A 22,252-nucleotide genomic window follows, 5' to 3' on the forward strand; every position below is an offset into this window, starting at 1 on the left:
GTCATTCAGCTCAGCCCGCGGCGCGTTCGGATAACGCCGAGTGCATGGCGCTGAACCCCGCGCGCAGGAGCGGCATCACAAGCCATAGCAGCGGCGCAAGAAGCCAACGATACGCCCAGCGCGCGATGACCAAGAGGGGCAAGAGCACAGCAAACCAGATCAGGAACTGCCCCAGCCAGGCCGGCCAGCCGAGCCAGCGTGCGAGATTGGCACCCAGCGCACTGACCAAGCTGGGGTGGCGAACGACCACATAGGCGGTGCCGGCCACCGCGGCCACCTTGGCCATGCGCGGCAGGGCCGCGAAGCGTCCGCCGGTGGCGACCATGCCTTGGCGTATCCCGTGCCTGGCACCCTGAGCCTCAATGCTGCCCACCCTCGCGCCACGCGCCGTGCGGCCGGCCTTCAGCAGCTTGACGGTACTGGCCATGACCAGCAAATCGACACCGGCCCAGCCCAGATCGCTTGCGGCTATTGCCTCGCCGCGCCGCCACTGGCTCTCCAGATCGCGCAGTCCACGGGTGAAGAAGTCTCCCACGCCCGCCACCATGCGTTCGCCCTGTAGCCACTCCACGCTACCCTCGTCGCTGACCACGAACTGGTTGAGCAGCCCGTGGCCGTGAGACGCCAGCAGCGCAACGCCCATCTGGCCACGCCGGTAGGGGGTTAATTCTGCCATCGCCGGCACCGCCTCATCGCTCCACCAGCCGCTGGCTTGCTGATAGCGCTCACCGATCCAGTGCCTTGCTCGCAGGGTGGCGATGTCATGATCGCGGAAGTAACTCACCGGCAGTACCGCATCCGAGCCGTAGCGCACCAGCAGATCCTGAAACTGCGGAGACAGCCCGTAATCGAGCAGCGTGCTGCGCGCGATATCGCCGTGGCGCATGATCGCCAAGGAAGCGCTCATCCACAGCGCCTGGTCCGAGGCGAAGCTGAGAAAGAGCGCGTTGATCTCCGGTGACTCTTCGCGCAGCGTCGGGGCGAGAGCGGGAAGCGTCTTGTCGACTTCCAAGCGAACCAACCTGGCCTCGAATGGCTCGTGAGAGGCCGCCGCGGATAGTATTCCAGCGACCAGCACGGCGACCAACGCCATTACCCGCCAAGGCCGCATGACCTCCCCTCCCCGCTTCACGAACTTGCTTATGCCAGGCTAGCGGCCGTCACGTTGGCCGCCGGCGCCTGGGTCGAGCGGTGGCGATTGACGGCGCTGATCACCGCCTTCATCGAGGCGCTGGTGATGCTTTCGTCGATGCCGACGCCAAACACCGCATCCTCGCCGAGACGCACCTCGACATAGGCCACCGCCTCGGCATCCGAGCCCTGGCCGCGGGAGTGCTCGTGGTAGTCGATGATCTCGGCATCCACGCCGTGGGCGGCCAGGGCCTTGATAAAGGCCGCCAGCGGCCCGTTGCCGGCACCGGCGATGGTGTGGCGCTGGCCGTCCTGGTCAATGGCGGCTTCCAGCGTCACCTTCGGGCTGTCCGCCTCGGAGGAGAGCCGATGGTTGATCAGCGCCAGCGGCGAGGTCTGCTCGAGGTACTCGTCGGAGAAGGCTTGGAAGATCATCTGCGAGGTGATCTCCTTGCCGGTGCGTTCGGCGACGTCCTGTACCACGTGGCTGAACTCGATGGAGAGCCGGCGCGGCAGCTCGATGCCGTGCTCCTCCTCGAGCAGGTAGGAGACCCCGCCCTTGCCCGACTGGCTGTTGACGCGGATAACCGCCTCGTAGCTGCGGCCCACGTCGAGCGGGTCGATGGGCAGGTAAGGCACGTCCCACACCGCCTCGGGGTGGTTGCGGCGCTCGGACATGCCCTTCTTGATGGCGTCCTGGTGGGAGCCGGAAAAGGCGGTGAATACCAGGTCGCCGACGTAGGGGTGGCGCGGGTGGACCGGCAGCTGGTTGCAGTACTCCACCTCGCGCATGATCGGCGTGATGTTGGAGAAATCGAGACCCGGGTGAACACCCTGGGTATACAGGTTCATGGCCAGGGTCACGATATCCACGTTGCCGGTGCGCTCGCCGTTGCCGAACAGCGTACCCTCGACGCGGTCGGCGCCGGCCATCACCGCCAGCTCGGCGGCGGCGACGCCGGTGCCGCGGTCGTTGTGCGGGTGGACGCTGACGATCAGCCGGTCGCGGTGATTGACGTTGCGGCAGAACCACTCGATCTGGTCGGCGTAGTTATTGGGTGTGGCAACCTCCACCGTGGCCGGCAGATTGACGATCATCGGCTTCTCGGCGGTAGCGCCATAGGTCGCCATCACCGCCTCGACGATCTCCACGGCGAAGTCCATCTCGGTGGAGGTGAACAGCTCCGGCGAGTACTGGAAGGTCCAGTGGGTCTCGGGGCGCGCCGCCATCAGGTCACGAATCTGGGCGGTGGCATCGGTGGCGATCTTGATGCACTCGGGCTTGTCGACGTTGAACACCACGCGGCGGAACATCGGGTCGGTGGCATTGTAGACGTGGACGATGGCGTTCTTGGCGCCCTGCAGCGCCTCGAAGGTGCGCTCGATGAGATGCGGCCGGGCCTGGGTCAGCACCTGGATGGTCACATCGTCGGGCACCAGGTCCTGCTCGATCAGCTCACGCACATAGTCGAAGTCGATCTGCGATGCCGACGGAAACCCGACCTCGATCTGCTTGAAGCCCAGCTCCACCAGCATCGAGAAGAAGCGCCGCTTGCGCTCCATGTCCATGGGGTCGATCAGCGCCTGGTTGCCGTCGCGCATGTCGACGCTGCACCAGATCGGCGGCGACTCGATGCGCTGGCTGGGCCACTGCCGGTCGGGCAGGTCGACGGCAACGAAGGGGCGGTACTTGACGGACGGGTCGGTGAGCATCATGGCGTGATCTCCAGGGCATGGGGGCGAGGCATCGAGAAACGAAAACGCCCCGAGCGCAGCGGGCGCGTCGGGGCGTAGACAGCAGGATCGCTGCAGCACTGGGTGGCGGCAGCGACATGACGACGAATGGCACGGCATTCGACGTATGCGGTAACGGTGGCTGCATCAGCAGTAAAGCGGTAGTGAGACATTTCAACCCTCGGCGTAGCGTGACTAGAAGATGCGATGCGCAGCATCGCCCGGCGCGATCAGCGGCCGGCTAGTAGTCGTAGGGCTAGGCGTAGGCGAAGAAATGTCGTGTTCATGCGCATAGCAAATCAGTCTGCTGCCGAGGTGTCAAGCCTGATCGCCACTGGCAGGCGATTTATCCCCGGTTCAGGGCTGATGGTCACGCCATAGACGCAGCAGTGCCTCGGGCATTAGCTGCTCATCGAGTGCCATGGCCCATTGGCACCGCCCTTCGGCATCTTCGATGGCGAGATGAAAACGGCGTTGATCGACGCCACCGCTGGGCACCGGCGTTGCTGCGCAGCGCGCGGCCTCCGCCAGCAGTTGCCACAGCCGCTCGCGCTGGGCCTCGCCGAGCCGATCGCAGCATACCAAGCGCGGCTGAGCCAACCCGGGAAAGTGTGCAATGCCTCCTTCGCGACGCAGGCTGAGGCGGCTGGAGATATCCAGTGGCGGTGGTTGGCACTCGGTACCGGCACTCATCGGGTATCGCCTCGCTATGTCTTCGCTACGCCACCGCCACACCGACATCCCGCCAGGCATCACGGGTCGCCGCCCACTCGCGACTGCCCTGGCCGTAGCGCCGCTCGGCGTTATCCAATGTCAACTCAGCGAAGGCCATGAAGTCACTCTCACGCCCGAGACGCTCATCCAGCAAGGTGGCATACCACAGCGGACCAGCGACATCCCAGGCATGGCCGCCCAGCGCCATGGCCAGGCGATGGAAGGCGCGATTGGGAATCCCGGAGTTGATATGCACGCCGCCGTTGTCATCCTCGGTCTCGACGTAATCACGCATATGCCCTGGCTGAGGGTCACGCCCCAGCAGCGGGTCATCATAGGCACTGCCGGGCTCGGCCATGGAGCGCAGGGCGCGCCCCGCCACGCGCTCGGTGAACAACCCAGCACCGATCAGCCAGTCGGCTTCCTCGGCACGCTGCCCCAACCGGTACTGCTTGACCAGGCTACCGAACACATCCGACAGCGACTCGTTGAGTGCGCCGGCCTGGTGGGCGTAGACCAGATTCGCCTCATGCTGGATCACGCCATGGGTCAGCTCGTGGGCGATGATGTCCAAGGCGATGGTGAAGCGATTGAACAGCTCACCGTCGCCATCACCAAAGACCATCTGGGTGCCGTCCCAGAAGGCGTTCTCGTAGTCGCGACCGAAATGTACCGTGGCCTGTAGCGCCATCCCTCGATCGTCGATGGAGTGGCGCTGGTGCTTCTCCCAGAAATAACGATAGGTCGCTCCGAGGCCGTGATAGGCCTCATCGATGGCCGCATCGCCACTGTCGGCTTCGTCACCCTCGCGCCTCACCAGCCGCCCCGGCAGCGCTTGCCGCTGCCCGGCCGAGTATATGTAGCGCACCGACTGGCCGCGCGCCGAACGCTCCTGCGGCAAGTGCGCCGCGCCCTCACGCGCCCGGAACTGCCTGTCGGCAAGCAACGTATGCCGGGCGCACTCGCGCAATCGCTGGCTACCACCGGAAGCAATGCGCTCAAGCAGATAGGGCGGCACGAATGGCCGCGAAACTTGCAGGCTGTCGGTCATACCTCACGTCCCAGTCGGTATATGACGGTGGCACATCGCTGAGTCAACCAGCGATGTCACATACCCATGAGGCTCGCATCCTCGACGAAGGTTCCGTCATCGATCCCGCTCCTGCAGCAGGGCTTCCATGCGCGTGAGTTGGTCACGCAGCTCGCGCACATCGCTGCGCAGGCCGTGGAGCTCGGCGGCCTCGCCCTCACCGCTCTCGAGCTCCATCAGGGTATTCTCCTTCTGCATCACGTCGAGCACGATGCCGATCATCATGTTGAGGAAGATGAAGGCGTTGAGGAAGATGAACGACAGGAAGTAGATCCAGCTATAGCCGTAGTGCTCCATGGTCGGATAGAGCACTGCCGTGGCCCAGCTCTCGAAGGTCGCCACCTGGAACAGCGTCAGCATCGCCAGCGAGATATTGCCCCACAGGCTCTCGTCGACGTCGTGGAACAGGAAACTGCCGATGGCGGCGTAGATGTAGAAGATGATGAACATCAACAGCGCCACATAGCCCATCCGCGGGATCGACTTGAACAGCGCCGAGACCAGCATGCGCAGCTCGGGGATCATCGACACCAGACGCAGCACGCGGAAGATCCGCAGTAGACGTGCCAGCAGCACCATCTCCGAATCCTCCAGCGGGATCATGCTGGCGGTGACGATCAGGAAGTCGAAGATGTTCCAGCCTTTCTTGAAGAAGTCGCGCAGGCGCTTCTCGGCGGCCATGCGGATCAGTATCTCGACCAGGAAAAAGGCGGTCACCGCCATGTCGAAGACACGCATCACCTGCTCGAAGCGGCTGGTTTCCTCGTAGGTCTTGGCCCCCACCAGCAGCGCCGAGATGATGATGATGGCGATGACGCAGGTCTCGAAAATCTTGTTGCTGCGCAGGCGCTCGAAGCGCGCCTGCCAGGTATCGAAGGGTTGATTCATGGGGTCACACCGGGGTCGCTCACTGACGCCGAAACGGCGCGCCATGGTAGCACATTCGCCGTTTCGCCACGCCAGCGAGCAGTCGCCCGGTCAGCCTCGGGTCACCTGGCTGGCCGGGCGTGCCACCACCAGCGCCTCGGGTTTGCCGAGCCTCGCCAACTGGGCGTCGCGCAGCACCTCACCGAGTTCGCTGCCGGGCTGCACCGGGCGCGGCGTGAGCTGCACCTGGCGCAGCGCGCCATGCCGGTCGAGACGCTGCACCCAGCCAAGTTCGCCGCTGGCAAAGCGCGCCAGGCTGCCCACCGGAGTGATTCCAAAACGGCGGATGTAGCGCTGCACCCACTCGCGGTCGAAGGCGCCAGGCTGGCCCAGCAAGTGGCGATAGATCTCGCTCGGGCTGCGCGCCGGGCGATCCGCCCTCGGCCGCCCCATGGCGTCGACCACATCAACCACTGCCGCCATGCGCGACAGCGACTCGAGCTGCTCGCCCCGGCGCCCGGCGGGATAGCCGCTGCCGTCGAGACGCTCATTGATGCCACTCACCACGGCGCTGCGAATTGCCGGCGACAGCCAGCGACAAGCGTCGAGACGCGACTCGAGCAGCGCGACGTGCTGGTGCATCTCGCTGCGCTGGGCATCGTCCAGGGCGGTCGCACGGCGCAATACGTGACGTAGGGGTGACGGCAGCAGTGCCTTGCCCAGGTCGTGGAGCATGGCGCTGGCCACCAGCGCCTTGCATACATCCCGAGGCAGCCCCTGGGCCACGGCCAGGTCGCCCAGCCTCACCGCCACGCCGATACCGTGCTGAATCAGCAGCGGATCGTCGACCAGGCACACACTGGCAAACAGAAGCGCCTCGCGATCCTCCTCGAGCAGGCCCAGCAACATATCGCTATGTCTAGAGAGCAGCCCGGCATCGACCTGCTGGCCCTCCATCAGCTGCAGCAGTTGGCCATCCAGATAAGCGGCGACCTTGGCCAGCCGCCGCGCCATGGGGGTGGCGTAGTCGGCGCCGTGGTTGCGGGCAGGCACGGACGCCGGCGTATTCTCATCAGCGGCGAACAGCGCCGAGGGCGACAGGTCACGATTGCCCTCCAACCCATTGCGCGCCCCTTCCCGCTCGATCTCACGCACGAAGTACCATAGCCGACGCTCGGTCTCGGCGTTAACATCGGCAAACTCGCAGCCCAGCCGTACCTGCTGCTCGCCGTCGGTTCGAATGTGTCGCACGAAAGCGCTGGTGGTAAGCTGCTGCCGGTTGGGAAAACGCAGCGTCAGTGCCTCGACGTGCTGCCCGGACCGCAGCCGCACCGCGGCGCTCATCGGGACTTCGAGCAGGCAGCCCCCCAGCGACAGGTTGCTCAGCTGTCCTGTCAGCTCCACATGGTCCTGACCATCGTCGAAGCCCAGCGTGGCGGCGACCGACATGCCCGGCCCCAGCTCGGCGCGAAATACCTCGCGGCGGTGCATGACCCACAGCTGCTCGGGGTAGTCGCAGCGGAACTGCAGCCGCCCGGGAGTCTCTACCCAGCCCTGAAACACCAGCGGCGGCGTGGTCAGCATCGCCCCACGGGCCTGCCCCATCAGCCGAAGCGGTTTGACACCGCCGATCTCATTGGCGATCTCGCGCACTGCGGTGATATCGATCAGCAGCGAGCCACCCTCTTCCACCGCCATCAGCAGCGCCGGAATGGGTTCCCCGGGCGGATCGCCAATGGCCAGCGAGGCACCGCCGGGCTCACTGAGGCCATCCAATAAAGCATTGATTTCACCAGTATTATCAACCACTACGTGGCTGTCGCTAGGCTCCATGCGGGCCCTCGTCTGTCATCCTGCGGATATCGCCAACGCTGCGGCGCCGACCCGATACAGGGGTATCGGCCGGCGCCGCAGTTACTTTAGGGTTACATGCGGTAACGGCTGTCAGCCCACCATGATCGGGCCATTGAGGATGGTCAGCAGATCCTGGGCGTGGTGGGCAGCATCGTGGCCCAGAGTGGTCAGATAGCCACCGTCCTCCTGGGTCACCAGCCCCTTCTCGTAGAGCCGCCGGGTGGCGGCGATGGCCTCGGCTTCTGCACTCGAGTGCACCTTGATGCCCTCTTGGGTGGTGGCCAGGTTGAACAGGCGTAGAATCTTCAGCTCTTCGAGCAGCTCGGCTGTGTAGGTCATGGCGGCCTCATATTGTGTTTGTCCTGCAGACGTGCGCTGGGCGTTAAACACCTAGGAGTGTCCGTCTTCCAGGTCGATCTGTCGATAGCCGATCAGGTAGAGCACCGCATCCAGCCCCAGGGTCGAGATCGACTGGCGCGCCTGGCGGCGCACCAGCGGCTTGGCGCGAAAGGCGATCCCAAGCCCGGCGGCAGCCAGCATCTTGAGATCGTTGGCCCCGTCACCGACGGCAATGGTCTGCTCCATGGCCAGCCCCTCGCGGGCAGCGATCTCGCGCAGCAGCTCGACCTTGCGATCGGCATCCAGGATCGGCTCGCGCACCTCGCCGGTGACCTTGCCGTCCTCGATCACCAGCTGGTTGGCATGTACCTCATCGAAGCCCAGGCGCTGCTGCAGATAGTCGGCAAAGTAGGTAAAGCCGCCGGAGAGGATCGCGGTGCGGTAGCCGAGGCGCTTGAGCTGGGCCATCAGGCGCTCGACGCCGTCCATCAGCGGCAGTTCGGCGGCGATCTCGGCCAGCACCGACTCGTCGAGCCCCTTGAGCTTGGCCATGCGCTGGCGAAAGCTCTGCTGGAAGTCGAGCTCACCACGCATGGCCCGCTCGGTGACCTCGGCAACCTCGTCGCCGACGCCGTGGCGACGGGCGAGTTCGTCGATCACCTCGGTCTGGATCAGCGTCGAGTCCATGTCGAAACACACCAGGCGACGGTGGCGGCGCCAGATAGAGTCCTCCTGTATGGCGATATCGACGCCGTGCATGGCGCCCAGCGCCAGCGCCTTTTCGCGCAGCGCGTCGAGGTCGACCTCTTCGCCGCGCAGCCAGCACTCCACGCAGGCGCCCTGGATGCTGTCACGCTCGCGGGGCACGCCGCCGTCCAGCGGCTCGCGCCCGGAGAGGCGGTGGATCAGCTCGACGGCCAAGCCGTGTTCCGCCGTCAGCGCGCCCACCTCGGCGAGAATCCCCGCCGGCAGGTGTGGCGCCAGCAGCGTCAGGATCAGCCGTGGCTGGCTGGCCTCGCTGCTCCAGCGCTGATAGTCCTCGGCCGATACCTGGATGGCCTGGACATCGAGACCCAGAGCCGCACCGCTCTCGGCCAGCAGCGCCTCGAGATCCTCGTCGCGCTCGATGCCGACCAGCGCCTCCAGCGACAGAATCCCGAAGGTCACGCTCTGGTTGATGTCGAGCAGTCGTGCGCCCCCCTTGGCCAGCGCCTTGCCGAGGCCGGCCAATTGGCCGGGACGCGCCGCGCCGGTGGCACGAATCAAGAGTCGTCGCGTCATGCCGACACCTCCAGTGCATCGACCTTCTGGAAGCCGCGCGGCAGCTTGCTGCCGCGCCGACCACGTTCACCACGATAGTAGGCCAGGTCGTCGAGCTTGAGGGTCAGCTTGCGCTTGCCGGCATGAATCACCAGCGCATCGCCTGCGCCGAGCACCACCAGGTCGCGCACGAACTCCTCGCGTCGCGCAGCGCGCGAGCCGGGAATATCGATCATCTTGTTGCCCTTGCCCTTGGCCATCTGCGGCAGGCTGTCGAGGTCGAACACCAGCAGCCGACCTTCGTTGGACACCGCTGCCACCAGGCAGCCCTCGGTGGCCGGCAGCAGCTGCGGCGGCAGCACGTTGCAGCCCTTGGGCAGGCTGAGCACCGCCTTGCCGGCCTTGTTCTTGCCGGTGAGGTCCTCCAGGCAGGCAATGAACCCGTAGCCGCCGTCGGAGGCCAGCAGGTAGCGCGTGTCGGGCGGCGCCAGCATCAGCCCTGCCATATGCGCCCCGGCCACCACGTTGACCCGGCCGGTGACCGGCTCACCCTGGCTGCGGGCGCTGGGCAGGTTGTGGGCGGCCAGGGTGTAGGCGCGGCCGGTGTCGTCAAGCAGCACCAGCGGCTGATTGGTCTTGCCGCGGGCGGCCAAGGCGAAGCGATCGCCGGACTTGTAGGAGAGTCCCTCGGGATCGATCTCATGCCCCTTGGCACTGCGGATCCAGCCCTTCTCGGAGAGCACCACGGTGATCGGGTCGGCGCCCAGCAGCTCGACTTCGGAGAGCGCCTTGGCGTCCTCGCGCTCGACCAGCGGCGCGCGCCGCGCATCGCCGTGCTCGCGCCCCGCCTCGCGGATCTCCTCCTCGATCAGGTCGGTCAGGGCGGCATCGTTGCCGAGCAGTTCCTGAAGACGCTCGCGCTCGGCCAACAGCTCGTCCTGCTCGCCGCGGATCTTGAACTCTTCGAGCTTGGCCAGGTGGCGCAGCCGCAGCTCGAGGATCGCTTCGGCCTGGCGATCGCTGAGCCCGAAGGCTTCCATCAGCGCCGGCTTGGGTGCGTCCTCCTCGCGAATGATGCGGATCACCTCGTCGATATTGAGGTAGGCGACGAGCAGGCCCTCGAGGAGGTGCAGGCGATCCTCTACCTTACCCAGGCGGTGCTCGAGGCGGCGACGCACCGTGCTACGCCGGAAGCGCAGCCACTCGCCAAGCAGCGCGGGCAGCGCCAGCACCCGCGGCCGGCCATCGAGGCCGATCACGTTCATGTTGACGCGAATGTTCTTCTCGAGGTCGGTGGTGGCAAACAGGTGCGCCATCAGCGATTCGATGTCGACCCGGTTGGAGCGCGGTTCGATCACCAGCCGGGTCGGCTCCTCGTGGGTCGATTCATCGCGCAGATCGGCTACCATCGGCAGCTTCTTGGCCTGCATCTGCGCGGCGATCTGCTCCAGCACCTTGGAACCGCTGACCTGGTAGGGCAGCGCGGTGATCACGATGCTGCTCTCTTCCATCGCGTAGCGGGCGCGCAGCTTGACCGAGCCGCGGCCGCTCTCGTAGAGCTTGGCCAGGTCGTCGCGGGGGGTGATGATCTCCGCCGCCGAGGGGAAGTCCGGCGCCGGCAGGTACTGCATCAGCTCGGCGGTGGAGGCCTCGGGGTGGCGCAGCAGATGGCAGGTGGCCTCGACCACCTCACTGACGTTGTGCGGCGGTATATCGGTGGCCATGCCTACCGCGATGCCGGTCCCGCCGTTGAGCAGCACATGGGGCAGGCGCGCGGGGAGCACCACCGGCTCGTTCATGGTGCCGTCGAAGTTGGGCGTCCAGTCGACGGTGCCCTGGCCGAGCTCGGCGAGCAGCACCTCGGCGAACTTCGACAGCCGCGCCTCGGTGTAGCGCATGGCGGCAAACGACTTGGGATCGTCGGGACTCCCCCAGTTGCCCTGGCCGTCGACCAGCGGATAGCGATAGCTGAACGACTGGGCCATCAGCACCATCGCTTCGTAGCAGGCGCTGTCGCCGTGGGGGTGGAACTTGCCGAGCACGTCGCCGACGGTACGCGCCGACTTCTTGTACTTGGCACTGGCGTTGAGCGAAAGCTCGCGCATGGCGTAGATGATGCGCCGCTGCACGGGTTTCATGCCGTCGCCGATATGCGGCAAGGCACGGTCGAGAATCACGTACATCGAGTAGTCGAGGTAGGCTTTCTCGGTGTATTCGCGCAGTGAGAGACGTTCGACGTCGCCCTCCGCCACGTGGATATCCATGGTCATTCGATAAGCCCCTGGTCAGGGTTCAAGAATCATCTTCTGCTCGACCCGCGGCTTACCGGCGACAGCTCGTCGAAGAGGCGCTGTAAACCCATCCCTGGGCGCTCCCTGCGCCATCCATGGCGCAGAACCTCCTCTTTGAGCTGTCCCCGGTGCCGCTAGCCTCGGTATCTTCCAGCTTACGGCCCCAGCAAGATCGGGGCAGATTACCCTTTGAGCTGTCCCCGGCGCCGCTAAGCTTGGCGCTTGTAGCTCGGCGCTACACCTCGATATCGGCCAGGTTGCCGTAATCTTCCAGCCAGTTCTTGCGGTCGCCGGCGCGCTTCTTGGCCAGCAGCATGTCCATCATCTCCATGGTGCCGTCGCCGACCTCGCGGGTGAGCTGCACCAGGCGCCGGGTATCGCGGGCCATGGTGGTTTCGCGCAGCTGCAATGGACTCATCTCGCCCAGGCCCTTGAAGCGCTGCACGTTGGGCGTGCCGCGCTTGCCCTCGAGACGCTTGAGGGTAGCGGTCTTCTCGCTCTCGTCGAGGGCGTAGAAGACCTCCTTGCCGAGATCGATGCGGTACAGCGGCGGCATGGCGACGAACACATGGCCGGCATCCACCAGCGCCGGGAAATGGCGCACGAACAGCGCACACAGCAGCGTGGCGATGTGCAGCCCGTCGGAGTCGGCGTCGGCGAGGATGCAGATCTTGTGATAGCGCAGCTTGGAAAGATCCTCGCTGACCGGATCGATGCCGATGGCCACGGCGATGTCGTGGACTTCCTGGGAGCCGTAGATGTCGTGGGACTCGACTTCCCAGGTATTGAGGATCTTGCCGCGCAGCGGCAGGATCGCCTGGGTCTCGCGGTCTCGGGCCTGCTTGGCGCTGCCGCCGGCGGAGTCGCCCTCGACCAGAAACAGCTCACTGGCCACCGGGTCCTGGCCGGAGCAGTCGGCCAGCTTGCCGGGCAGCGCCGGGCCCGAGGTGACCTTCTTGCGCGCCACCTTCTTGGCGCTCTTCTGGCGGCGCTGGGCGGCACTGATCACCAGTTCAGCCAGCGCTTCGGCCTGGTCGACGTGATGGTTGAGCCACAGCGAGAAGGCGTCCTTGACCACCCCGGCGACGAATGCCGCCACGGTGCGCGACGACAGCCGCTCCTTGGTCTGGCCGGCGAACTGCGGGTCGAGCATCTTGACCGAGAGCACGTAGGAGACCCGCTCCCAGAGGTCGTCGGCGGTCAGCTTGACACCGCGCGGCAGCAGGCTGCGGTAGTCGCAGAACTCGCGCAGCGCCTCGAGCAGCCCCGAGCGCAGGCCGTTGACGTGGGTGCCGCCGAGCGGCGTGGGAATCAGGTTGACGTAGCTCTCGGTGAGCGGCTCGCCGCCCTCGGGCAGCCACTGTATGGCCCAATCGACGCCCTGTTCGTCATCGCTGTAGTGACCCACGAAGGGCGAGCTCGGCAGCACCTCATAGCCATCGGTGGCCTGGGCCAGGTAGTCACGCAGGCCATCCTCGTACTGCCATTCGCTCTCGCTGCCGTCGGCTTCGACCAAGGTAACCTTGAGCCCCGGGCAGAGCACCGCCTTGGCGCGCAGCAAGTGCTGCAAGCGCGGCAGTGACAGCTTGGGGCTATCGAAATAGCTCACATCGGGCCAGAAGCGCACCAGGGTGCCGGTAAGGCGCTTGGCACAGCTGCCGACCACCTCGAGTTCGGCGACCTTGTCGCCATGCTCGAAGGCCATGAAGTAACGGTTGCCGTCGCGCATCACCTCGACCTCGAGGCGTGTCGACAGCGCATTGACCACCGACACCCCTACCCCGTGCAGCCCCCCGGAGAAGCGGTAGCTGGACGCTGAGAACTTGCCGCCGGAGTGCAGTTTGGTGAGGATCAGTTCGATGCCGGTGACGCCGTACTCCGGGTGCACGTCGATGGGCATGCCACGGCCGTCGTCGCTGACCTCGATACCGCCATCGTCGAGCAGCCGCACGCGGATCTCGCGGGCGTGCTCGGCGAGCGCCTCGTCGACGCTGTTGTCGATGACTTCCTGGGCCAGGTGGTTGGGCCGGCTGGTATCGGTATACATGCCGGGGCGCTTGCGCACCGGTTCGAGGCCAGAGAGTACCTCGATCGAACTTGCACTGTATTGCGTCATGCGTCGTCCAGGCTATGGGTGAAAGTCGTCGTCCAGGCGTGGTCGCGCCGTGGCCTCGGGCGCCAGGCGGTGGCCGCCGTGGGCAAACAGCGCCGGCAAAAATTCGCCCAGGGCGCTGAAGCCGTGATCGCCCCCCGGCTGCAGGATCATCGCCGCGCCTCGGTAGGCGGCGGCCGCATCGCGTGGGTCCAGGGTCTCGTCGGCCGTGCCCAGCAGCACCAGGTAGCGGCGCGGGTCGAGCCGTGCCGGGGTCAGCTCGGCCAGCTGGTCGCGATGCGCGCCCTCGATGGTAAAGCGCTCGCCGGTATACTCATTGACGAAGGCCTCGCCCAGCCAGCCCTCGACCAGGCCAGCCGGGCGCACCGCGGGGTTGATCACCACCGCACGCAGCTCATGCCGCTCGGCCAGGCAGCTGGCCAGGAAACCGCCCATCGAACTGCCCACCAGCAGCGGTTGCGGGCCAAGCGTCGCGAGCAGCGACTCGGCCAGCGCCAAGGCCTGGCTGGGGCGATGCGGCAACTGCGGCGTGGCACACGGCAGCGGCCCGGCGTCGAGCGCATCACAGCCACTCGCCACCAGTTTCGCCTTGGGCGAGCCGCTGCCGCTATTGAAGCCGTGCAGGTAGAGTACGCCTGTCGCCGCCGGTATGGCAGCGGCAGTCGTCAGCATAGCGCAACTCCTGTACAAATCAACAGCATCATGGCCCCGCCTTGCGCTCCGCCGCCCACAGCGCCTCGATCAGCCCGCGGCTGGAGTCATCCATGCGCTCGAGGCCCGCATGACTCGACAGGATCTGCTCGGTCTCGCCGGCAATCTGCTTGCCGAGTTCCACGCCCCACTGGTCGAAGGGATTGATACCCCAGATCGTCGCCTGGACGAAGACCTTGTGCTCGTAGAGGGCGATCAGCGCCCCCAGCGTCGCCGGCGACAGCCGCTCCAGCAGCAGGGTGGTCGACGGCTGGTTGCCGCGGTAGCGCTTGTGGCTGGGTCGCGGGCCGTCCTCGTCGATGGCGTCGTCGCCCAGCATCAGCAGCCGCGACTGGGCGAAGCAGTTGGCCAGGGTCAGGCGGTGCTGGGCCTTGAGGTGGGCACGGGTGGCGTCGTCCTCGACCCGATCGTAGCGGCGCATCGGTGCGATGAAGTCGCACTCCACCGGCTGGGTACCCTGGTGCAGCAGCTGGTAGAAGGCGTGCTGGGCGTTGGGCCCCAGCTGGCCCCACAGCACCGGGCAGGTGGAATAGGGCGTGACCTGGCCGTCGTTGGTCACCGACTTGCCATTGGACTCCATCTCCAGCTGCTCGAGATAGGCGGCGAAGTACTCCAGGCGGCCGTCGTAGGGCAGGATCGAGTGGGCGCGGATATCCAGGAAGTTGACGTTCCAGATGCCTGCCAGCCCCAGCAGCACCGGCAGGTTGTCCTCCAGCGGCGCCTCGCGGAAATGCCGATCCATGGCGTGGGCGCCATCCAGCAGTGCGCGGAAGTTGTCCATGCCCACCACCAGCGCGATGGGCAGGCCGATCGCCCCCCACAGCGAGTAGCGTCCCCCGACCCACTCCCAGAACTCCAGCTGGTTGGCCGCGGCGATGCCCCATTCGCTCATCTTGTCGGGGCTCGCCGAGACGCCGATGAAGTGCTGGCGCATCACCAGCGCGCGGTCGATCTCGGCCGCCGCGCCGTTGCCGGCATCACTGCGGCTGCATACCAGCCGGGCGTAGAGCCAGTCGCGGGCGGTGCGTGCGTTGGACAGCGTATCGATGGTGGTGAACGACTTGGACGACAGCACGAACAGCGTGGTCTCGGGGTTGAGCCGCGACAGATAGTCGGCCAACTGGGAGCCATCCATGGTCGAGGCGAAGTGCACCTGCACCTCGTGCACGCCCTCGGGGCGGTAGTCGGCCAGCGCGTGGGTGACCATCAGCGGCCCCAGATCCGAGCCCCCCACGCCGAGATTGACCACGTCGCTGATCGCCTTGCCGGTGGCGCCGCGCCACTGGCCGGCATGCAGCTTGTCGACCATGCGCTGCATCTGCTCCAGGGTGGCGTGCACCGCCGGCACCAGGTCTTCGCCCTCGACCTCGAGGCGCGCACTCTCCGGCAGGCGCAGCGCGGTGTGCAGCGCCGGGCGATCCTCGGAGCGGTTGACGCGCTCGCCGTCGAGCAGCCGGGTAATCGCTTGGGGCACCTCGGCCTCGCGGGCCAGTGCCAGCAGCAGCGCAAAGGTCTCGTCGCTCCAGCGCTGCTTGGAAAGATCCAGCATCAGCCCCGCGGCCTCGCGACTGAAGCGCGCAAAGCGCCCTTGAGTGGCAAACAGCTCGCGCAGATGTACGTCTCGCATCTGGCCGGCGTGGCGCTCCAGCGCCTGCCAGGCGCCGCTCTGATCGATGCGATCTTCCTGATTCATCCTCTCTCTCCCTGATCGGTGCCGCGCACGGCGCCGTGGATTCGTGCAGCCTGGCGTCGCGGCGCGTAAAATGCTCGAACCTTGGTCCGGACCTGCAGCAACGCCATGAGTGATGCATCTTACCGTGACGCCATCTTTTCGACACCCCTGGATCGGCTGGCGCGCTTCTCCTTCGATGAACGGGTGGTGGCCTGTTTTCCCGACATGATCCGCCGCTCGGTGCCGGGCTACGGCCAGATCCTCGGCATGCTGGGCGTGATCGCCGAGCGCCACCTGCGCCACGGCGCCCACGTCTACGACCTGGGCTGCTCGCTGGGCGCAGTGGGTCTGGCCCTGGCCGGCCGCCTACCCCCCGAGGCCTTCAGCCTGACCGGCGTCGACCTGTCGCCGGCCATGGTGGCCCGTGCCCGGGAGACGCTTGCCAGCGAGTCTCCCGAGCACTGCATCGAGGTCGTCGAGGGCGATATCCGCCACCTCGACTACCGGCCGTCGGGCATGGTGGTGCTCAACTTCACCCTGCAGTTCCTGCCCCCCACCGACCGCGATGCGGTGATCGCCGCGCTCTACGCGGCCCTCGAGCCCGGTGGTGTGCTGGTGCTATCCGAGAAGATCGTCGCCGAGGACGAGCAGGACAACGCCTGGCTGGTGGAGCGCTATCACGATTTCAAGCGTGCCAACGGCTACAGCGACCTGGAGATCAGCCAGAAGCGCAACGCCCTGGAGAACGTGCTGGTCCCCGACACCCTCGACGCTCACCAGGCACGCCTGGCCCGCGCCGGCTTCGCACGCAGCCAGGTGTGGTTCCAGTACCTCAACTTCGCCTCGCTGATCGCCTTCAAGCCGTGAGGAGCTGGCCATGAGAGGGATGTCATGAGTGCCTGGATCGGGCTGGCGGCTATCGCGCTGACGCTCTATGTGGCCACGGCCTGGTGGCACTCGCGCAAGCCGCTGCCCCCCGGCCTCGGCGTCGAGGCGCCATGGCGTGAACCGATCGCCCCACAGCTGCTGCTCGACGAGACTTTTGTCGACGCCAACGGCCAGCGCCACTGCCGCCAGCAGATCTTCGACGAGATGTTTCGCCTGATCGGCCAGGCCGAAAAGCTGGTGGTGCTGGATATATTCCAGTTCAACGACCCCGCCGACGACCGCCATGACTGCCATCGGCAGGTATCGGTGGCGCTGCGCGATGCCCTGCTGGCACGCAAACGGGCGTGTCCCGAGGTCGAGATGGTGGTCATCACCGACCCCATCAACGCCGTCTACGGCGGACGCGAGCTGAGCCATCACCGCCAGCTCGAAGCGGCCGGCATCCGCGTGGCGACGACCGATCTGACCATCGGCCGCGACCCCAACCCGAGTTGGACCGCGCTGTGGCGCCTAGGCCTGCGCTGGCTCGGCAACTCGTCCCGCGGCGGCTGGCTGCCCAACCCCTTGGGTCCCGGCAAGGTCGGCCTGCGCAGCTACCTGACGCTGCTCAACCTCAACGCCAACCACCGCAAGACGCTGGTGGTCGACGAAGGGGAGCGCTGGACCGCCATGGTCAGCTCCGCCAACGCCGACGACGGCAGCAGCGACTACCGTGACGTGGCGCTGCGCGTCTCCGGCGACGTGGCCCTCGACCTGCTCGCCTCAGAGCGCGAGATCGCCGCCCGCAGCGGCGTCACCATCGGCCACGCCCAGCCGAGGGTCAGCGACACCAACGCTAGTCGCCATACCCCGCGCCTGCGGCTGCTCAGCGAGGGCGCCATCAAGCGCACCCTGCTGGCGATCATCGATGATGCCCACGCCGGCGAGCGGCTCGATATCGAGGTGCTCTACCTCTCCCACCGCGGCGTGATTGCTGCGCTGGCCAGGGCCGTGGCGCGGGGCGTTGAGGTGCGGGTGCTGCTCGACCCCAACCACCACGCCTTCGGCGTCTCGGGCAGCGGCATGCCCAACCGCCAGGCGGCCAGCGATCTGGTGGCCGCCGGCATCCAGCTGCGCTGGAGCGATACCCACGGCGAGCAGGCGCATAGCAAGGTGCTGCTGCGCCACGCCAGCGAGCGCCCGGCGCGACTGCTGCTGGGCTCGGCCAACTACACCCGGCGCAGCCTCGACGACCTCAACTTCGAGGCCGATCTCGAGCTGGTCGCCAATGCCGACGATCCGATCATCGCAGCGGCCCGCGAGGCCTTCGAACGTCACTGGCACAACACCGCCGCCGAACACTTCAGTACCAACCCCGAGGCGTACCTTGATGCCTCGCGACGCCGCTACTGGCAGTATCGGCTGATGGAAGCCAGCGGCTGGTGCACCTTCTAGTCACGTGCAAGACAGCGAGAACCCCATGCCCCACCCCCACCGAGAGCTCTATCACGCCTTCGTCGACCAGGGCCTGGATACCTGGCTGGCGCGCCTGCCCGAGCAGCTGGCAAGCGGCCTCGACCGCCAGCGCTACGGCGACCTGCCGGCCTGGGACAAAGCCGTCGCCAAGCTGCCGGCGCTGCCCGAGACGCGCGAGGTGACGCTGGATGCCGATACCGTCAGCGTCGAGCTCGCCCTCAGCGACAGCCAGCGTCGCCAGTGCGAGAACCTGCTGCGCAAGCTGATGCCGTGGCGCAAGGGCCCCTATCGGCTGGCCGGCATTCATATCGATACCGAGTGGCGCTCGGACTGGAAGTGGCAGCGCCTCGTCCCGCACCTTGCCGACCTGCGCAGCCGACGCGTGCTCGACGTCGGCGGCGGCAGCGGCTATCACGCCTGGCGCATGGCCGGCGCCGGGGCAGCCTTCGTGCTGGTGATCGACCCCTCGCCGCGCTTCTTCTACCAGTTCCAGGCGGTGCGTCACTTCGTTGGCGACGCCGACGGTGGGCGCACCCACTTCCTGCCGGTCGGCATCGAGGAGGTACCCGAACGCCTGGCGTTCTTCGATACGGTGTTTTCGATGGGGGTGCTCTACCATCGCCCCGCCCCGCTGGAGCACTTGCAGCAGCTGAAGGATGCCCTGCGCCCCGGTGGCGAGCTGGTGCTGGAGACCCTGGTGGTGGAGGGCGACGCCACCACCGTACTGCTGCCCGGGGAGCGCTATGCGGCGATGCCCAACGTCTACTTCCTGCCCTCCTCCGCGGCACTCTGCCAGTGGCTCGAGCGCTGCGGCTTCAGTAACGTGCGCGTCGTCGACGAAGCGGTCACCAGCAGCGACGAGCAGCGCAGCACCGACTGGATGACCTTCCAATCGCTGGCCGACTTCCTCGACCCCGACGACCCCACCCGCACCCGCGAGGGCTACCCGGCGCCGCGCCGCGCGGTGGTGATCGCCAACCGGCCGCAGTAGAGAACAGCATCGCTCGAGGCTGATCCGCCGGCGCCCCTCGCTCAACGCAAGTACGGGAGCAAAGTGGGAGAGGGAAGGCTAGCGCCTAAGGATCACCAGCCATCTACCCAGATTGAGGATGCTGGCCAGTGAAGCCGCCACATAGGTGAAGGCGCAGGCGGTCAGCACGTGGCGGGCGGCAGGCATGTCGTAGGGTGGGATATACTGCTTGAGCAGCGGCAGCGCGCGCTGGAAGCTGGCGTCGAACTCCACCGGCAGCGTGATCAGATGCACCAGCGCCGCGGTACCGAAACTGATCAGCGCCGCCAGTACCACGATCAGCATGCCGCCGGGCAGTCGGGTGAGGATGAACAGGAAGGGCGCGGCCATCATCAGTACCGCGCCGAGCTTCTCGGCCTGCTGGGCAACCCCCACCAGCCGCGTGCGCGCCAGCAGCGGCGTGTAGCCGCGGGCGTGCTGGATGGCATGCCCCACCTCATGGGCAGCCACCGTCACCGCGGTCAGCGAGCGCCCCTCATAGTGTTCCGGCGACAGCCGCACCCGCCGCGCGGCAGGGTCGTAGTGATCGCCATACTCGGTGACCTCCACTTCCACCCCCTCGATGCCCAGCCGCTCGAGCAGATGCCTGGCCAGCTCACCGCCGCTGCCGGGATAATCGCTGCGCTGCCGAGCGTGGCGATTCAGCACCCATTTGGCCCAGTAGTTGGGCAGGATGAACACAGCCGCCACCAGTACCAGTGCAATGATCAGCATACCGCTATTACTCCTCTACCCTCGATCGACCGCTCGAGGCTCGCCGGCCCCAGGCTTGACGCGCGCCACAAAACAAACAATAATTATTCGCGTTTAAAAGCCAGCCACATACCGGGCCATGCTCATGACCTCACCGCCACCACACTCGCCAACCTCGGACGCCGATCCCAGGCGCAGCGCTATGCGCCAGGGTCGCATAGCCAGCGAGCAGTTGCTCGACCCACGCGGCGTGCTGATCATCGAGCATCGCGGCCGCGAGTACCAGCTGCGCGAGACGCGCAACGGCAAACTGATTCTGACCTCGTAATTCGACCATACAACCGATACCGCCAGCCAGGTAGCCACTCGCCACCCAGCCAGCCGCCTCTCCTGATACACGCAAGGGAATCTCAGGAACATGAAGCGAACACTGAGCTGCAGCGGCGCCCTGGCGCTACTCTGTTTGTCACCAATGGCCAGCAGCGTTGCCAACGACACTGGCCAGGACGAGCTGGCCCCGCTAGTGGTCACCGGCACCCGCACACCCAGCGACACCTTTCGTGCCCCGCTGATCATCGACACCCTCGATCGCCACGACCCGACGCTGTCGACCGCCGTGCGCCTCGAGGATGCACTGGGCAGCCAACCCGGGCTGAGCATCGCCGGACAGGGGCGACGCAACGGTCAAACCATTAGCATGCGCGGCTTCGATCGCAACGGCGTGCTGGTGCGCCTCGACGGCATACGCCAGGACATCGATACCGGCCACCTGGGTAATGTCTTCGTAGACCCGGGGCTGCTGCGCGAGGTTCAGATCGCCCGCGGCGCCCTCTCCAGCCTGTATGGCAGCAATGCCATGGGTGGCGTCATCAGCCTCGACACGGTAGACGCCGACGACCTGCTGCGTGCGGGGGAAACCCGCGGCGGGCGGCTGTCGCTGCGCGGCGCTACGGCAAGCGACGAGCTGGGCGCCAGCCTGAGCCTGTTCGGCAAGGCCGATACGGCCAACGGCGCGGTCGACGGCCTGCTGGCACTGGGGCGCAGCGAATCCGGCGACATTCGCCGGGCCGGCGGCCACACCGCGCCGGATGATGCCAACCTCAATAGCCTGCTGGCCAAGGGCGGCTGGCAGCTGGCTGACGACCATCGGCTGTTCGCCCAGTGGCAGAACTACCGCGAGGATGCGCGTCAGCCCGGCAATCCCCAGTCCCTCGAGCCCAACGACGGCAGTCTGCGCGACCGCACGACGACCAGCGACAACCTGCAGCTCGGCCATCGCTGGAGCCCGGCGGCGGCGACCCAGCTCGACAGCCGCCTTAGCCTGAGCCGACAGAACATCGACGAGCCTGACGCCGAGCGCACCCAGCAACGCCTGGACGTGCAGAGCGACGGCTACCACCGCCTCGATCACGGCTGGCTGAGCCAGACCCTGGCCTTTGGCGCCGAGGCCACCACCGCCACCCAGCGCCCGGGCAAGCAGGCCAGCGGCTTCCCGCGGGCCGATATCGATACCGCGGCACTCTATGTCGACGACAGCCTGGCAGTGGGCCGCTATCTCGACGACGGCGGTGCCGGACGCTTCGAGCTGGGCCTCGGCGCCCGCTACGACCACTATCGTGCCGAAGATGCCGAAGGGCGCGACAGCGATGAGGGCCGCCTTTCGCCGCGCCTGCGCCTCAGCTGGTCGCCCAGCGACGCCCTGATGTTCTACAGCGGCTACGCCGAGGCCTTCCGCGCACCGACGCTCTCCGAGCTCTACGCCGACCAGCGTCACTTCGCGGGCTTCTGCGCCGGGCCCTTCTTCTGCGCCCCCGACAACTACTGGGTACCCAACCCCGACCTCGGCCCCGAGACCAGCAGGACCTGGGAGAGCGGGCTCGCCTGGCGCGTCGGCGACTGGGGGCTGCGCGCCAGCTACTTCGACACCCGAGCCGATGACTTCATCGATACCGAGGTCGACATCATGGCCGGCACCACCCGCGCCACCAACGTCAACCGCGCCCACCTGTGGGGGTTCGATGCGCGCCTGCAGTACCGCCCCGACGACCTGCCCTTCCACGCCTTCGTCGCCCTCGCCGAGGTCAGCGGCCACGACCGCGACAGCGGTGAGGCGCTGGGCACGCTCACGCCGCTGGAGGCGCTGACCGGCGTCGACTACCAGCTCGCCGATGGCGACCTGACGCTGGGCTGGCGCGGCCGCTTCGCCCGCGCCTACGACAAGGGCGACGAGCCGCAGCCCGGCTACGGCCTCCACGACCTGCAGTTGGCCTGGCAGTTCACGCCCGCCGTGTCGACCTCGCTCAGCCTGCGCAACGTCGCCGACAAGACCTGGTACCGCCCCGACGGCAACCTCGGCGACGGGCGCAGCCTGCTCGCCAACCTGAGCCTGCAATGGTGAACCACAGGAGAT

General features: G+C 66.7%; 18 protein-coding genes. 5 read left to right on the top strand and 13 right to left on the bottom strand.

What is annotated here, in order from left to right; genetic code table 11:
• Window positions 1-10: 10 nt before the first annotated feature.
• From QC821_RS03055 to pgi, 12 genes are all read right to left on the bottom strand, one after another.
• The gene (locus QC821_RS03055) at window positions 11-1,012 is read right to left on the bottom strand and encodes a hypothetical protein (protein ID WP_309716811.1); all 1,002 of its coding nucleotides are present in this window, start codon (window positions 1,010-1,012) and stop codon (window positions 11-13) included.
• Window positions 1,013-1,140: 128 nt separating this feature from the next.
• Window positions 1,141-2,847 carry a 2-isopropylmalate synthase gene (gene leuA, locus QC821_RS03060; RefSeq protein WP_309716814.1) on the bottom strand — a complete coding sequence of 569 codons (1,707 nt, stop codon included), beginning with the start codon at window positions 2,845-2,847 and terminating at the stop codon, window positions 1,141-1,143.
• 375 nt (window positions 2,848-3,222) lie between these two features.
• Complete coding sequence (locus QC821_RS03065) at window positions 3,223-3,558, bottom strand: protealysin inhibitor emfourin (protein ID WP_309716816.1); 336 nt, start codon at window positions 3,556-3,558, stop codon at window positions 3,223-3,225.
• Between the two features lie 25 nt (window positions 3,559-3,583).
• Window positions 3,584-4,630: a M4 family metallopeptidase gene (locus QC821_RS03070; protein WP_309716819.1), complete on the bottom strand. Its 1,047-nt coding sequence runs from the start codon at window positions 4,628-4,630 to the stop codon at window positions 3,584-3,586.
• Between the two features lie 96 nt (window positions 4,631-4,726).
• Window positions 4,727-5,557 (bottom strand): ion transporter, encoded by an 831-nt coding sequence (locus tag QC821_RS03075; protein WP_309716822.1) that lies wholly within the window; start codon window positions 5,555-5,557, stop codon window positions 4,727-4,729.
• A gap of 90 nt (window positions 5,558-5,647) precedes the next feature.
• Entirely contained in the window at window positions 5,648-7,369 is a 1,722-nt protein-coding gene (locus QC821_RS03080; RefSeq protein ID WP_309716825.1) for an HD domain-containing phosphohydrolase, read from the bottom strand.
• A 111-nt stretch (window positions 7,370-7,480) separates the two neighbouring features.
• Window positions 7,481-7,729, bottom strand: coding sequence for a TIGR02647 family protein (locus QC821_RS03085; protein WP_095620989.1), 249 nt, complete (start codon window positions 7,727-7,729; stop codon window positions 7,481-7,483).
• A gap of 51 nt (window positions 7,730-7,780) precedes the next feature.
• Window positions 7,781-9,010: a phosphoserine phosphatase SerB gene (gene serB / locus QC821_RS03090; protein WP_309716828.1), complete on the bottom strand. Its 1,230-nt coding sequence runs from the start codon at window positions 9,008-9,010 to the stop codon at window positions 7,781-7,783.
• Window positions 9,007-11,259, bottom strand: a complete 2,253-nt coding sequence (gene parC / locus QC821_RS03095) for a DNA topoisomerase IV subunit A (RefSeq protein WP_309716831.1) — start codon at window positions 11,257-11,259, stop codon at window positions 9,007-9,009. Before parC ends, serB begins: the two co-directional genes overlap by 4 nt.
• A 256-nt stretch (window positions 11,260-11,515) precedes the next feature.
• Complete coding sequence (parE, locus tag QC821_RS03100; RefSeq protein WP_309716833.1) at window positions 11,516-13,396, bottom strand: DNA topoisomerase IV subunit B; 1,881 nt, start codon at window positions 13,394-13,396, stop codon at window positions 11,516-11,518.
• Window positions 13,397-13,408: 12 nt separating this feature from the next.
• Window positions 13,409-14,065 carry a YqiA/YcfP family alpha/beta fold hydrolase gene (locus QC821_RS03105; RefSeq protein WP_309716836.1) on the bottom strand — a complete coding sequence of 219 codons (657 nt, stop codon included), beginning with the start codon at window positions 14,063-14,065 and terminating at the stop codon, window positions 13,409-13,411.
• A 28-nt stretch (window positions 14,066-14,093) separates the two neighbouring features.
• The gene (gene pgi / locus QC821_RS03110; RefSeq protein ID WP_309716839.1) at window positions 14,094-15,797 is read right to left on the bottom strand and encodes a glucose-6-phosphate isomerase; all 1,704 of its coding nucleotides are present in this window, start codon (window positions 15,795-15,797) and stop codon (window positions 14,094-14,096) included.
• Between the two features lie 105 nt (window positions 15,798-15,902).
• Here pgi and cmoA point away from each other — a divergent pair, with 105 nt between their 5' ends.
• Genes cmoA through cmoB form a run of 3 tightly spaced genes read left to right on the top strand, consistent with a single transcriptional unit; the run spans window position 15,903 to window position 19,110 of the window.
• Entirely contained in the window at window positions 15,903-16,643 is a 741-nt protein-coding gene (gene cmoA, locus QC821_RS03115; RefSeq protein ID WP_309716842.1) for a carboxy-S-adenosyl-L-methionine synthase CmoA, read from the top strand.
• Between the two features lie 24 nt (window positions 16,644-16,667).
• Window positions 16,668-18,098, top strand: coding sequence for a phospholipase D-like domain-containing protein (locus QC821_RS03120; protein ID WP_309716845.1), 1,431 nt, complete (start codon window positions 16,668-16,670; stop codon window positions 18,096-18,098).
• A 25-nt stretch (window positions 18,099-18,123) separates the two neighbouring features.
• Window positions 18,124-19,110, top strand: coding sequence for a tRNA 5-methoxyuridine(34)/uridine 5-oxyacetic acid(34) synthase CmoB (gene cmoB / locus QC821_RS03125; RefSeq protein WP_309716847.1), 987 nt, complete (start codon window positions 18,124-18,126; stop codon window positions 19,108-19,110).
• Window positions 19,111-19,188: 78 nt separating this feature from the next.
• Here the strand turns inward: cmoB and QC821_RS03130 are convergent, their stop codons facing one another.
• The gene (locus QC821_RS03130; RefSeq protein ID WP_309716850.1) at window positions 19,189-19,863 is read right to left on the bottom strand and encodes a zinc metallopeptidase; all 675 of its coding nucleotides are present in this window, start codon (window positions 19,861-19,863) and stop codon (window positions 19,189-19,191) included.
• A gap of 181 nt (window positions 19,864-20,044) precedes the next feature.
• Here QC821_RS03130 and hemP point away from each other — a divergent pair, with 181 nt between their 5' ends.
• A complete protein-coding gene (gene hemP, locus QC821_RS03135; RefSeq protein WP_309716852.1) occupies window positions 20,045-20,170 on the top strand; it encodes a hemin uptake protein HemP in 126 nt (41 codons plus the stop codon).
• Between the two features lie 90 nt (window positions 20,171-20,260).
• Window positions 20,261-22,240: a TonB-dependent receptor domain-containing protein gene (locus QC821_RS03140; RefSeq protein ID WP_309716855.1), complete on the top strand. Its 1,980-nt coding sequence runs from the start codon at window positions 20,261-20,263 to the stop codon at window positions 22,238-22,240.
• The last annotated feature ends 12 nt before the right edge of the window (window positions 22,241-22,252 follow it).

Source organism: Franzmannia qiaohouensis (genome assembly GCF_031451695.1).
Taxonomy (GTDB): Bacteria; Pseudomonadota; Gammaproteobacteria; order Pseudomonadales; family Halomonadaceae; genus Franzmannia; species Franzmannia qiaohouensis.